The organism is Aliivibrio logei, assembly GCF_001691055.1.
Classification (GTDB): Bacteria; Pseudomonadota; Gammaproteobacteria; order Enterobacterales; family Vibrionaceae; genus Aliivibrio; species Aliivibrio salmonicida.
Genome location: NZ_MAJU01000004.1, coordinates 657,950 through 672,319, shown reverse-complemented (window position 1 = coordinate 672,319; position 14,370 = coordinate 657,950). Strand labels below are relative to the sequence as shown.

Here is a 14,370-nt window from a genome sequence, read left to right as displayed (position 1 = left end):
GGTGGCGACATCAGTGAAAACGATGTGGTAATCATGACCATCAATGGCACTGATTACGAAACCACGGTTGATGCGAATGGCAACTGGAGTGTGAACGTGGCGGGCAATGATCTAGCCAATGACACCGAGTTTGAAGTAAGCGTGGCGTCAACGGACGGTGCGGGCAATCCAGTGATCAGCAGGGGTTCTTCAACGCATACGGTCGATACACAAGTAAGTGGATTAACTTCTGATATTACAGATGCAACAAACACAGGATTAAATACTGATACTGTAACTAACATTACAACACCAAATATCACCGGCGTAACTGAAGCCGGCGCGAACGTGATAATCAATTATACGGATGCAAACAATCAAGCGCAGACGGCGACAGGTACAGCTGATGTGAATGGTGTATACACGATCAATATTGATCATGCGTTAAAAGAAGGCTCAAACTTATTAAGTATTGTTGCTACAGACATTGTGGGTAATACGATGTCAATAACCCAAGACGTTACGGTTAATTCAGCCCCTATTGCTACAGATTTTGAAATCACATTAACAGACGATACAAGCGTTCAATTTACTTTCGCTCCTCATGTGAGTGATATTGAAGACGATGCTAGTACTACAGATGATAAATCTGTTGGAATCAACATTACTGAGTTACCAGAATTTGGGACTCTATATCTTGTTGATGGAGACACTCGTACTGAAATCACAGCAACAACGTTATTAACTGAAGACTCTCAAATTGAATATGAACTTAACGATGCAATAAACGATGATTTGAGTTTTAATGCAACAGAAGATTTTGCTCCTAACTATAATAACGGTACGGTGACGTCTTTCACTTTAGCTAGCGGTGTTATTGTGTCAGGGGGAACTTATTCTGGAGAACGACCTGATACGACAAGTACATTAACGGCAGATGAGCTTTATTATGATTCAGCAACAAATGAAACAGGTTTAGGTGTTGGCAGTAGTGAAATAGATGTAAATTCGCAAGACTATATTGAAGTGGACTTTACTAATGTAGGAAATACAAATACAACAGATGTTGATATTAGAGAAGTTAATATTGATTTTGGTAGTGTCTTTGGTAATTATTCAGAAAATAGTAATGCGAATGCTGAAATTCATATCTTATTATTTAAAGATGGGATTCTTGTTGGAGAAAGCCCTTATATCTTCGATGATGAAACTCATAATGTTTATGATGGTAGCGGTGAGTTTACCGCTAATATTCAACTTGATAGCGGCTTTGACCAAATTCGGGTTTATACCGTTCATGGAGAGGGTTCCACTGCGTCAAATTCGAATGTGACATTGCAAGGTGTTGAAGTCGTTGATGCTATGGTGAGTGAAGATATTCCTTATCAAGCAACAGATAGTGATGATGCTACCGATACTGGTGTTATTACTGTTTCAACTGACAGTACTGAGCGTGCGATAAATAATGCCCCAATCATTGACGATTCAGTATTTAATGCGACGTATGAAGATATCGCTATCCCATTAAATTTAAACGACTTGCTGATAACAGATCTGGATGGAGATAATGTTACGTTAACTAATATTACGGTTGATCCAGCATTTGGTTCTTTAGAGCTTATTTTTAATGGTGATGAAGTTATAGGTGCTCAATTTACGCCTACAGAAAATGCACATTTTGATAGTAATAATGCAGTTGAATTTGAAATAACAGCGACCGACGGATATCAATCATCAACAGGAACTGCAACACTTATCGTTAATGCTGTTGCTGATGAGCCAACATTATCTGTTGTTTTAGGTGAATCGATATCAACGATTCTTTCAATAGCTCCTTCTATTCATGACAAATTAATTAATGGAGAAGTTCTTACATTGGAAGAACAAGCTTCTCTTGGTGTAAATATAGATAGCGTAGAGTTGGCTGGCATTGAACGTCGTGTGATTGGTGATTCTGATAATGAACATATAATTGGAACTAACTTATCAGATATGCTTCTTGGTGGTTATGGAGATGATCTTTTTATCGGAGGTGCTGGTGATGATAAAATTGATGGAGATGATTCAAGTTCAAATATTAATAATGATGGTAACGATGTTGTCATTTATTCTGGTTCAATTAGTGATTATTCGATTTTAAATCACGGTGATGCTGGTGGAAGTGTCGATAAATGGGCAGTCTATGATTCTAGGGGAATAGACTCATCAGCTAATCCTTCAGGTGACTGGGATGCTAATTTAGGTGACCATCTGTATGAAATCGAGCGATTAATCTTCTCTGATGCCATTGTTGAGCTAAATCCTGATGGAACGTATACGATTCTACAAGAGACAGAAACGACACTAGATTTATCTGCATCTGTAATGGATACAGATGGTAGTGAATATTTAGATGCTATTAATATCTCAGGTCTTCCTGCTGGCGCTCAAATTTTTGATAAAGACACCAACCAACCTCTTGGAGAATTTAAAGAGATCAATGGCGAGCAAGTTTGGGTGATTGATATTACAGGTCAAAGCACTCAAACGATTAATTACGATAATTTAGTTGTTCGTTATCCATCGACAGAAACTCTTGATATTGATGTTTCAGCGGTTGCAAAAGAATCTTCAAATAATTCAGAAGTGACAACCACTGTTACTGCGTCACCTAGCCAAGATATACATGCAGATCAAGGAGGGGAAACGCCGACAACATTGATTTCTTTAGTTCTTGATTCATCGGGCAGTATGGGTCATAAACCTTTTAAATCTGATAACTCAAATCCAGATCAAGATAAAACAAGGATGGAGCTAGTTTTAGAAGCCTCAATAGCTATGCTTAATAATGTGAAGGTTCAAGAAGGTTCTGAAGAGGTTAAAGTTCAATTAGTTGATTTTGATGATCAAAAATACAGTAGTCAGGATAAAGATGTAGAGTCGCTTGGCTGGTTCACCGTTCAAAGTGCAATTGATGCATTAAATGCGGCGCTTGTTGATATTGCCGAAAAAGATAAGGATGAATATTTTTATCCTAAAGGAGGCACTGATTACGAGGAAGGTATCTACGCTGTAATGTCTGGTTATCAAGACACTCAAATTACCAATATTACAGGAGAAACTAATGATGTAGTTTACTTCTTCAGTGATGGTGATAATGATGGTGGTTGGCAAGGTGGTAATAATGGACCTAAAGATATTTGGGAAGATTTTATTATAGGTAAAGATGTTACCGCTATTGGTATTGTTAGAGATTCAAATACAACACTAAGTGGATTAAATCAGATCTCTGACAAAGTGGTTTACCTCACTGATGGGCAATTACTCACTGAGTTACCAAAGCTTCGCCCTACTATTGGGCAAACTGGTGCGCTTCTTATGGGTATCATAGGTTTAGATGCGGCTGCTATTATTATTGATGAGACTAAAGCTGAAGTATTACAAGTAATAGAGCAAAACGGCGTAATTTCAAGTACGACGTATATTGTTAGTGAAGATAATAATCAGTTAGTTATTGATACAGAATATGGTGATTTACGTATTGAAGAAGACGGCTCTTACTATTTCCAACCGTCATTATCAGCTCCTAATATTGAATCAGGAAAATCGGTTGCTTTTGAAGTGTTATATACAACAGTAGATGATAATGGCCTAGAGAGTGAGCAACTGGTAACGTTAAATATAAGTCCTAGTGGAGAAGTTAACGCGGCAATAACTTCTAGTTTTAATGGTTCAACTGGCGATGATGTTGTTATCGGATCGGATAATGCAGATATTATTTTAGGCCATGAAGGTAATGATATTCTAATTGGCGGGTTAGGAGATGATATTTTAGTCGGGGGTACTGGTGAAGATATCTTTAAATGGGTTGACCAAGGAGTTAGTACTGGTAGCGATACGATTAAAGATTTTACTGTCGGTGAGGACTTGATTGATCTAACAGATATCATTAGTGGCAGTGATAGCGCGGTTGATATGGAAGATTTACTGTCTCATGTAACCGTATCTGAAAGTGGTGATGACTTAACGTTAGCGATTACCGATGATTCTGATAATAATCACACCATCATTGTTGAAGGCGGCGTTGGTTCATTTGGACTAGAAGATGCCAATTTCTCAAATCAATCAGAGATCTTAACTCAACTATTAGATAACCAACTGTTTAAGTTAGATGATAATAACTAGTTATATAAAGTGGATCTAGATAAAGGGCCTATTTGTGGCTCTTTTTACTTGTTACAGAACCTCAAGGTCTAACTCTTGATTAAATGATGTCAAAAGAGCACAATTTAGAAAAATCAGTTGGAGATATAATAATGGAATTAGAAGATATCCGTCGTGATTATAGTCTTGGTGGTTTGCGTAGAGCTGACTTACCACAAGCGCCTATCGAGTTGTTTGAACTATGGTTAAAACAAGCGGTAGAGGCAAAACTGACGGATCCAACCGCCATGACAGTGGCTACAGTTGATAAAAATGGACAGCCATTTCAACGTATTGTATTGCTAAAGCATTTTGATAGCACTGGATTCGTTTTTTATACCAACCTTGCTTCTCGAAAAGCACAACACCTCGAAGATAACAGTAAAATTTCATTGCATTTTCCTTGGCATCCTCTTGAGCGCCAAGTGCATATTACAGGTACGGCTGAAAAACTGACGGCGCTAGAAAACATGAAGTATTTCACGTCAAGACCGAAAGAAAGTCAGATTGCGGCGTGGGCAAGTAAGCAAAGCAGTCGCTTGACCGCGAGAGCGGCGCTAGAAGGGAAATATCTAGAACTGAAGCAACAATTTTCGAAAGGTGAGATCCCTGTACCTAAATTCTGGGGCGGGTTTAGAGTCAAGATTGATTCTATTGAATTTTGGCAAGGCGGTGATAGCCGTTTGCATGACCGCTTTCTATACAGCAAAGATCAAGATAAGTGGGTGATCGATCGATTAGCGCCATGATCTTGACTCAATGTGATATAGATTTACGTAATTAACAAAAAATGCAGAGGATCATACGATCCTCTGCATTTTTTGTGTCGGTAGACATTAGAATAAAGCGAGTGGGTATTTATTTTAACCATTCTGTATTTAATTTTTCAGTATCACCGAGATAGTCCAATAACCATTGAATCGCAACTGACTCATTATTTTTATTCCATGCAAGACAACATGGACTGGGAGCAATATTGTTCTCAATTTGTTTATTAATGATTTCTCCAGAAGAAAGTAATCGTTTTGCTTTATGGTTTGGAATAACACCAACGCCAAGACCATCAATAAAACACTGCTCGGCACTGTGCCAATTAGGAACGATTAATCGGCGTTGATTATCCAGTTGCCAGGTTGTTCGCTTTGGTAATATACGAGAAGTATCTTCTAGACAGATCACTGGGTATTTCATCAGTTCAGAATCAGGGATGGCACCATTATAATTAGCAAGAGGGTGAGTCGTACTCATGACAAAGTCCCATGAAAGCTCTCCCATTGGACGATAAGAGAAATTACCACCGATAGGTATAGTTGCCGTTGCTCCAATGCCTATATCTGCTCTTCCTGTCATTAGGGCGTCCCATACGCCATTAAATACTTCCATTGTTAATTGAAGTTCTATATCTGGGAAGGTTGCATAAAAATCACGAACGAGTTGATTCACACTGTTTTCTCGTACCACGTTATCTAAGGCAACAGAGACACTTTGCTGCCAGCCATTGGCGACGCGTTGTGTATTTAAACGTATGTCTTCCATCTCTTTAAGCAGTTTTCTTGCTTGTTCAACAAAATATTCACCGGCAGCGGTTAATTCTACTTTTCTATGTAATCGAGTAAAAAGAGACACAGTTAATCGGTCTTCGACAGACTTAATGGTATAGCTAATCGCACTCGGTACTTTGTGCAGCTCTTCAGCGGCATGACTAAAGCTACCAAGGCGTGCTACAGACTCAATCGTGATTAATTCGTGATAAGAAAACATAAAAAACCTGATGGTGAATTGTTCACATCAAAAATATTGATGCAAAGTGCAAATATTATCGTTTCACAAGAGTAGCAACTAGCAAATAGAATGCAAATAATTCTAGAAATATGTTCATCTTTGGAGAAAGAACATGGATAAGCAAAAACAATCGATTCCTTATATCTGGCTTGCTGGCCTAAGTATGTTGGGCTTTTTAGCAACAGACATGTATTTACCTGCATTCGATATCATTCGTGGTGATCTGGCAACAACAGAAAGCATGATAGGTCTAACGTTAAGTATTTTCTTGTTTGGTATGGCTATTGGTCAACTTTTTTATGGGCGTTTGACTCAAAAATTAGGGACTAAAAAATCACTTATCATTGGTTTAACTATTTTCGCAATAAGCAGTTTAGTTGCTTCGTTTTCAACCAGTGTCGAAATGCTATTAGTTGCTCGTTTCTTCCAAGCGTTAGGTGCTTGTAGTGCAAACGTTATTTGGCAAGCAATGGTTATTCAACGTTATGATGCAAAAACATCTCAACGTATTTTTGCGACAATTATGCCTCTAGTTGCTCTTTCTCCTGCACTAGCTCCGCTATTGGGCGCAGCAATTGAAAAGTTCTATGGCTGGTCAATGATTTTTGTGACATTAACGATTATTGGTGTTGGTCTTGCGGTAAGAACATTTGCGGATAAAGAACCAGTACAAGCGGTAAACTCTAATGCAAAAACCATTACTTTCCGTGATGTTATTAAGTCAAAAAAATTCACAGGTAATATGCTGATTTACGCAGCAAGCTCTGCGATTTTCTTTGCATGGTTAACTGGATCACCTTTTGTAATGACACAAATGGGCTATTCAGGTGCAGATATTGGCTTAAGTTACATTCCACAGACCATTGCGTTTATTGTTGGTGGTTACGGTTGTCGTTGGGCATTAGAGCGTTTTGAAAGCCAAAAAGTACTTCCTTGGATTTTAAAATTATCAATCGCGAGTGTGAGTGTTGTGTTCTTAATTGCATGGCGCATGGAACCTACCTCAATCATTCCAATGCTAATTCCTTTCTGTTTCTTAGCAGCAGCGAATGGTGCGGTGTATCCGATTGTGGTGAATAATGCATTAATGGACTTTAAAGAAGGCAGCGCAGTTGCTTCTGGTCTATTGAACTTCTTACAAATGTTGTTTTGTGTAGCGGCAAGTGCGATGGTATCAAGCATTAGTTACTTAGGACCAATCTCAATGGGTAGCGTTATGTTACTGCAGTTGGTGTTCTTATTTATTGGTGCTGTCTTTGTATTCAAATCGAATAAAGAAGAAGAGATGGTATTAGCAAAACAGTAATACTTATTTTAGATGAGAATTATTTTTAATAAGTGAGCAGGATAAAAAATAGCATTGAGCGTAATCGTCAATGCTATTTTTTTTGTCTGATTATTTCTACTCGAGAATATCAGGTTTGGGTTAATATTTTTTCTTGATCATTACTGGCTCAATATCGATGTCGTAGCCAGAGTAAGATATCTTGCTTGGACTGTATTCTCTCTTCGTGACTAAATGTTCAGTATTGAATTGAACGTCTACACGAGGAAAAATTTTATTCGTTACAAAGACATGATTTTCTTTCAACCCTTTATTAAAGGTAATTTGCTCTTTTTCTAATTCAGATTTTAAAATAAGGAGATCTTGATTGGATTGTTCTTTGGATCTCAGAATTTTTTCTGCGAGCTCAGGAGATTGACGGGCAATGTTTATTTGTGAAATTTTGATGATTTGAGCACTCACGTCATCAAAACGTTTTTGCAATGAATGAAGCGTTTCTTTTTGATCCGTGAAGTTATGAAAAGCATGAACCTTAGTGTAAGCCCCGCCTTCAATCCCTAAATTTGCGGTTTTGATTGAGCCATTTGCCGTCGCACTTCCGCCACTGATTGTGCCATTTCTTTCTGCTTTATCAATAACAAAAATAGAGCCTAAAGACTCGACTAAGCAATGATTTGCATGCAATGTAATGTGAATATCATCGTGTGCGATTAAATGCGCATTTTGAGCTAACTTAGTTGTTATTGACCCTTCTGTATTTACCAAGCAAGTTAGAGCTTCACCTTCTGGCATTGGACGGCCAATGATGCCATTCATTACTGTGATGTCGTGTTTTGCAATGACTTCAGCATTTTCTATAAAGCCACCAACAGTAATCCCTCCTGTTGCAGTGACTTTCATTCCTGATTCAATGTCTTCCTGAATAAAAATACTGCCTTCAAATGACACATGTCCAGTGGTCGCATTGACTGTTTTTAGTGTCAGTAAATTATCGATAGCAACACCAGAACCATGAATTAATGGGGTGCCATCAATATCAGAAATAAGTAAATTAGGATCAACGAGAGAAATTGATGAGCCAGGATAAAGATGAAAGAAGTGTTCATTACCTGGGACTGCGGCGATCCGTTTTCCGGTCACTGTTTTCCCATCGACACCTTGAGTAGCGGGGATTCGTGTCATTAAGGGCGTATTTTTCTTTACACTAATGACTTCGCCTAAATTACGCATATCCACATGACCATCAGTCGTTTTTTGTGGCTGTAAAATACGTTCGCGAATATTAGGAACTGAGGCGATAAAGACAGTGTCTTCACCCTGTATGGCTTCTCGACCTACAGCAATGATGTCTGAATACGTTTCTCCAGGAGTGAGCTCTTTGCTTTTTAATAGTAAGGTTTTAAGATTTTCTTTTTTGATGCCTTTTAAAATATAATTTTCTGTTAGGGCTGCGACAATAGCGGGACCACGTACAGAGTGACCTCCATATGCACCAGTGACGGTCATAGAAGCGAGCATTTCATCTTCTTGAAGGTGGATAGAGAGTTGAGCATCTAAACGTTGAGCAATTAATGTGTTTGTTATGGCGGTGAAATCGCCTTTATTGAATGCAGATAGAATGTCTTCTAATTTATTTTCAAACAAATAATATTCATTAGCCCCCATCGTATGCAAACCATGATGAATATCTGCCGCTTCAATCGGTTGAGTTAACGTGGTGTTTTCAGGAATAGTAAAATGTACAACAGATTCATTTTCTGAAAATGCCAAAAAGTGCTCAATCATATTCTCTCCCAAGACGTGCTGTTTCCGCAGCATAAGAGAGAATATTATCATTTATAACGTATGGGATTCACATAATGTGTAAATAAGTGCCAACACGCTCACAGTTTATAAATCAGCCGTTTAATTTTCCGACTAATTCAAGTACTTCAAAAAAGGGTTGGGATTCGAATTTTGCGTATCCTTGCATTTTATTGGCTTTAATTTTGGTTGTTAATGGCGTTGGAATACCACATAAAAATCGTGCAAAAACCGCATTGGCGAGAGGGGTTTTGCTGTTGTTTTGTAATTCTTGGCACCAGTTTCTTACTTGTTCGTCGTCCGCTAAAAATGACACACTATTCCTTGGAAGGTGTGCACTTTCAGAGCGACACGCCGAGCAATGACCACACTGTTCTGGCGCGTTATAATCTGCAAAATAATGCGCTAATGAGTGACTTAAACAAGTTTTAGTTTCAAAGAAATCAAGCATGGTATGAATTCGTTTAATCTCGCTTTCTTCTTTATTCTTAAATAATTGATGCTGCTCCTGAGAAAGGACATGAGTGCTTTCTACTTTGTTTAATACTTGATAAACCTCAGTCATTAACTTGCTTTCAAGCTCGATCCAACCTTGTTCATGAAAATAATCCAGGGCTGAAATAACACGTTTACGCTCACCTTGGTAACCCATCCAAAGCGCATCAAAATCGACGGTGTGCCATGTTTTTGCTTTTGGTGAGCATTGAAAAATAATAGACACAAAGTGTTGTCTTTCTGTTTGGAACTTACTAACGATATCACTGACTGGAATTAAGGTTTTGAATCGGTAATCGGCGTAATAGCTGTATTTTGCTTGAATGATTTGTTTTAGTTCCAAATACACTAACAATGTTTTTAATGGGAGTTGACGTACATTGCTGTCTTTAGATAAACGTAATAGTTGAATTTCCCATGTATCTGAGGATTTGTAGATATCGTCTAATACATATTGGATGGCTTCTCTATCAGGCGTGTCACCGTAAACAAAGTTTTCTAAGACATTAAGCCCTGAGGTGTTAGCAAGAACCGTACAAAAAGAAGGGGCACCATCACGACCTGCGCGGCCAATTTCTTGTGAATAATTTTCAATGGATTTTGGCAAATCAAAATGAATGACTTGACGAATATCTGATTTATCGACACCCATACCGAATGCTATGGTAGCCACAATACAATTAAGCTCACCATTCATGAATTTATGTTGAATGTCTTCTCTAATATCGTGTTTCAAACCGGCATGATAGGCTTTGGCTTGAATGCCATTGCTTTGTAACCATTGAGCTACGTTCTCAGCCGTTTGTTGTAGCGTGACATAAACAATACTTGGTTGGTTTGGTTTCTGTTGTAGTGTCGCAAATAAAGTCGAACGTTTTTGTTCTTCTTCGACAGGAATAATTGAAATGTCCAAATTAGAACGGTAGAAGCCAGTGATAACAATATCGTCTTTTTCTATTTTGAATTTTTTACTCATGTCTTCAATAACCGCAGGTGTTGCCGTAGCCGTTAATAGTAAGACATTTGGGATGTTTAAGGCTTCTCTGTCTTGAGGGAGCTTGAGGTAATCGGGTCTAAAATTATGCCCCCATTCTGAGATACAGTGCGCTTCATCGACGACCAATAATGAAATGTTGATCTGTGCAATAAATTGACGGAAACGCTCATTCTTCAAGCGCTCAACGGAAATCATCAAAATTTTGATGTCGCCGTTTCTTACCCCTTGTAATATGGCTTGAGTCTCTTCACGAGTTTGGGTTGAATCAATGGATGCTGCTGCAATGCCTTTGCTTTTTAAAAAAGTAATTTGATCTTTCATCAAAGCAAGTAAAGGAGAAATAACCAAAGTCAGGTTTGGTAATAAAAGCGCAGGCAATTGGTAGCATAAGGATTTCCCTGATCCTGTCGGGAAGATGGCAGCAGACGAATGACCATTAAGTACTTTTTCAATAACTTGTTGTTGACCACCTCTTAAAGAATCAAAACCAAATACATCTTTTAACGTCTGCTGATATGTCATTAGTAATCTACCTTCTTTCTCATGTTCTTTGTTTGACCGTGTTGGGTCTTATTGTCTACACGTCTACGTTGAGAGTTACGTGTTGGTTTTGTTTCTCTGCGTGCTTTTTGAGTTTCAGCCGCGGATTGAATCAATACTTTTAAACGCTCAAGTGCGTCTTCTCTGTTTTTCTCTTGTGTTCTAAATTGTTGAGCCTTAATAACAATGACACCTTCCTTCGTGATGCGACTGTCTTTCATCTTGAGCAATCGCTCTTTATAGAAAGGAGGAAGTGTTGAGCTATTAATATCAAAGCGTAAATGGATTGCACTAGAGACTTTATTAACATTTTGACCACCCGCACCTTGCGCTCTAATTGCGGTGAGTTCTATTTCCCAGCTGGCTAACTGAACATAATTTGAAATGGTTAGCATGTAATAAACCTATGATCGATCTTCTATTAGAGGGTATACTATCAGGTAGCGTCAATACGCACCATTTTCAATACAAAGGTAATTTCATGAGTGTAAAAGAAGAACTGCAAAAAATTCATCATCGACTAGATCGTTGTAAGCACCGTTTAGAGGCTGCACAAAAGCGCGACGATCAGCCTATTGTTAAACAGTTTTTGCATGAAATCCAAACGCTAGAAAAGAAAGTTGCAAAATTAAACGGTAAAAAGCAATTTGAAACAGGGAATAAAGGAACTGAAGTTCGTAATCTTGATTTCAAACGAGCGATTACTAAAGCAGAGCAAGCGGATATGGGCAAACTGAAAAAAGCAGTTCGCGGTCTAGTTGTTGTGCATCCAATGACGGCTTTGGGCAGAGAACTTGGTCTTAAAGAAATGACTGGTTTTGCTCCTGAAGCATTCTAATTAATAAGTTTATTCTTTATAAAAAAGCATCAGGTGTAGAAATACATTGGGTGCTTTTTTTATGCGCGTAATTTGAGGGCTTTCCTTTATTCTTATCGACGTTATTTAAAGTAATCAGAGTTAAGATAAGCTATTATAGCCGCCATTATTTATTACCATTGAGTTCCCATGTCTCATTCTCATTCTCATTTTTCAAAAAATAAATCGGCATCTAAGAGTAATAACGAAGCGCCGATTAAAAAGTCTATGCATCCTCGCAATAAACATAATGCAAGTTATGATTTTCCTGCGTTGATTGCGACGTCCCCTGAACTGAAAGCATTTGTTGAAACGAATCAATATGGTAATGAATCAATCAACTTTTCAGATCCTCTTGCTGTTAAAGCATTGAACAAAGCATTATTAGCTCATTTTTATGATGTGCCTTTTTGGGATATCCCTGAAGGATACTTATGCCCACCGATCCCGGGTCGTGCTGATTACATCCATAATATTGCCGATTTACTTGCTATCACGAACGATGGCGAAATCCCAACAGGTAAGAGCGTTAAAGGCTTAGACATTGGCGTTGGCGCCAACTGTGTATACCCAATTCTTGGGCACAGTGAATACAAATGGAACTTTGTTGGTTCTGATACTGATCCACAAGCGCTTAAAATGGCGTCATTTATTGCGAACAATAACCCAAGCTTGAAGAAAAGCATTGAGTGTCGTTTACAGGCGAATGATGAACATATCTTTAAAGGTATTATCAAGCCACAAGATGAATTTGCATTTACAATGTGTAACCCTCCATTCCATGCATCAGAAGAAGAAGCAACGGCAGGATCAGAGCGTAAACAGCAGAACTTAGCAACGAGCAAATCGAAGAAAGGTCACGCGTATAATGAATTAAAAGGCGTGAAAAAATTAAATTTCGGTGGCCAAAATACTGAGCTTTGGTATGAAGGCGGCGAGATCGCATTTATCACTAAAATGGCACAAGAAAGTTGTGAGTTTGCATTGCAAGTTCAATGGTTTACTACGTTAATTTCTAAGAAAGAAAACGTTGATACGCTTTATCAAGAATTAACACGACTTGGTGTAAAAACAATTAAGACGATTGATATGGCACAAGGTCATAAAATCAGTCGTTTTGTTGCTTGGACTTTTCAAGCAAATGTAAATTTATAAGCTTTTATATTGTTACTATAGTTGTTTAATATCATGTGGTTACATTTTATTGCATTCTAAAAGTAACTAAAAATACATTACTGACATATTCAGTAACAAAGTCGGTAATTTAAAGCTAATAATTTCAATCATTTAACTGTCAGAATAAGCATAATTCGACAGTTAAATGGTTATTTTATGAAATCTAAAACACTTCTTGCGTCTTTGGTGAGTGCAGCTTTACTCGTTGGTTGCAGTGATGACACGGTGAAAAATACCTCTCCCCAAGCCCCTCTTGTTGTTGCTCATACCGTTGAGTCTATTCAATATCAACAAGGCAAAACTTATATTGGTCGTATTGAAGCAATGGAAGATGCCTCTATTGTAGCTCATGTTTCTGGCTATATTCAGTCTCGCTCATTTAAAGAAGGCCAAATGGTCACTAAAGGCGATGTACTTTTCCAAATTGATCCTTCTTCTTTTGAAGCCCAAGTCGCCAATGCAAAAGCCGGTATTACCCAAGCTAATGCTGAATTGAAAAAAGCACAGCTTGATTTCCAACGTGGTAAAAATCTTCTCCCTAAAGGCAATATTAGCCAAGCTGAATTTGATGGTTTAACGGCTCAATTATTGAGTGGTGAGGCTCAGGTTGAATCGGCTCAAGCGCAATTGAAACTTGCAGAAGTGAATCTTTCTTATACGACAATCCTCGCCCCTTTCTCTGGCCGTATTAGTGACAGCAAGGTAAGTATTGGTGATTTGGTGTCTTCTGCGTCGGGTGAACTGACTACTCTGGTTAGCTTAGACCCCATTCAAACTCGATTTACTATCAGTGAACGTGAGCGTTTATTGATGGGTGTTGATCAAGTAAAAGGCGATGGTTCTGGTGCGTCTAACCAAGTTGAAGTTGTGCTTAATCTTGAAAATGGTGAAGAGTATAAACACCTAGGTAAGATTGATTACATTAGTAACCGAATTGATCAAACTACGGGCACATTAACACTTAGAGCATTGGTTGATAACCCGGATTACACTCTTTTACCTGGCCAGCATATCAATGTAAACCTACGTGAAAAAACACCGACTGACGTTGTGGTGACACCAAGACGTGCAGTGCAAAGTGATTTAGAAGGCAGTTTTGTCATGGTATTAACTGAAGGTAATGTGGCAGAAAGACGCAACGTTACTTTGGGTAAACAATTACCAGAAGGCGTGATTATCAGTTCTGGCTTAGAAGCTAATGAGCAAGTGCTTGTAAAAGGATTACAGCGTGTAAGAAACGGAGTTCAGGTTCGTCTAGAGAACGTGGAGTCTTAA

10 protein-coding genes are annotated in these 14,370 nt (G+C 38.3%); 6 read left to right on the top strand and 4 right to left on the bottom strand.

Annotated elements, in window-relative coordinates; genetic code table 11:
* On the top strand, positions 1-4,143 hold a 4,143-nt coding region (locus A6E04_RS21250), incomplete at its 5' end, for an Ig-like domain-containing protein (protein WP_244886239.1).
* Between the two features lie 131 nt (positions 4,144-4,274).
* Positions 4,275-4,910, top strand: a complete 636-nt coding sequence (gene pdxH / locus A6E04_RS03170) for a pyridoxamine 5'-phosphate oxidase (RefSeq protein ID WP_065609935.1) — start codon at positions 4,275-4,277, stop codon at positions 4,908-4,910.
* 109 nt (positions 4,911-5,019) lie between these two features.
* Here the strand turns inward: pdxH and punR are convergent, their stop codons facing one another.
* Positions 5,020-5,922, bottom strand: coding sequence for a DNA-binding transcriptional activator PunR (gene punR / locus A6E04_RS03165; protein ID WP_065609933.1), 903 nt, complete (start codon positions 5,920-5,922; stop codon positions 5,020-5,022).
* A gap of 133 nt (positions 5,923-6,055) precedes the next feature.
* Here punR and punC point away from each other — a divergent pair, with 133 nt between their 5' ends.
* Positions 6,056-7,249 (top strand): purine nucleoside transporter PunC, encoded by a 1,194-nt coding sequence (punC, locus tag A6E04_RS03160; RefSeq protein ID WP_017021543.1) that lies wholly within the window; start codon positions 6,056-6,058, stop codon positions 7,247-7,249.
* Between the two features lie 120 nt (positions 7,250-7,369).
* Here the strand turns inward: punC and A6E04_RS03155 are convergent, their stop codons facing one another.
* The 3 genes from A6E04_RS03155 to arfB all read right to left on the bottom strand — a co-directional run bounded on the left by A6E04_RS03155 (position 7,370) and on the right by arfB (position 11,458).
* A complete protein-coding gene (locus tag A6E04_RS03155) occupies positions 7,370-9,013 on the bottom strand; it encodes a flagellar assembly protein A (RefSeq protein WP_023602778.1) in 1,644 nt (547 codons plus the stop codon).
* 112 nt (positions 9,014-9,125) lie between these two features.
* Complete coding sequence (locus tag A6E04_RS03150; RefSeq protein WP_065609930.1) at positions 9,126-11,045, bottom strand: RecQ family ATP-dependent DNA helicase; 1,920 nt, start codon at positions 11,043-11,045, stop codon at positions 9,126-9,128.
* Complete coding sequence (gene arfB / locus A6E04_RS03145; RefSeq protein ID WP_012551458.1) at positions 11,045-11,458, bottom strand: alternative ribosome rescue aminoacyl-tRNA hydrolase ArfB; 414 nt, start codon at positions 11,456-11,458, stop codon at positions 11,045-11,047. The genes A6E04_RS03150 and arfB overlap by 1 nt, the downstream gene beginning before the upstream one ends.
* Before the next feature lie 86 nt (positions 11,459-11,544).
* Here arfB and A6E04_RS03140 point away from each other — a divergent pair, with 86 nt between their 5' ends.
* From A6E04_RS03140 to A6E04_RS03130, 3 genes are all read left to right on the top strand, one after another.
* Positions 11,545-11,901 carry a YibL family ribosome-associated protein gene (locus tag A6E04_RS03140; protein ID WP_012551459.1) on the top strand — a complete coding sequence of 119 codons (357 nt, stop codon included), beginning with the start codon at positions 11,545-11,547 and terminating at the stop codon, positions 11,899-11,901.
* Positions 11,902-12,147: 246 nt separating this feature from the next.
* Positions 12,148-13,074 carry a 23S rRNA (adenine(1618)-N(6))-methyltransferase RlmF gene (rlmF, locus tag A6E04_RS03135; RefSeq protein ID WP_175365411.1) on the top strand — a complete coding sequence of 309 codons (927 nt, stop codon included), beginning with the start codon at positions 12,148-12,150 and terminating at the stop codon, positions 13,072-13,074.
* A gap of 177 nt (positions 13,075-13,251) precedes the next feature.
* Complete coding sequence (locus A6E04_RS03130) at positions 13,252-14,370, top strand: efflux RND transporter periplasmic adaptor subunit (RefSeq protein ID WP_065609926.1); 1,119 nt, start codon at positions 13,252-13,254, stop codon at positions 14,368-14,370.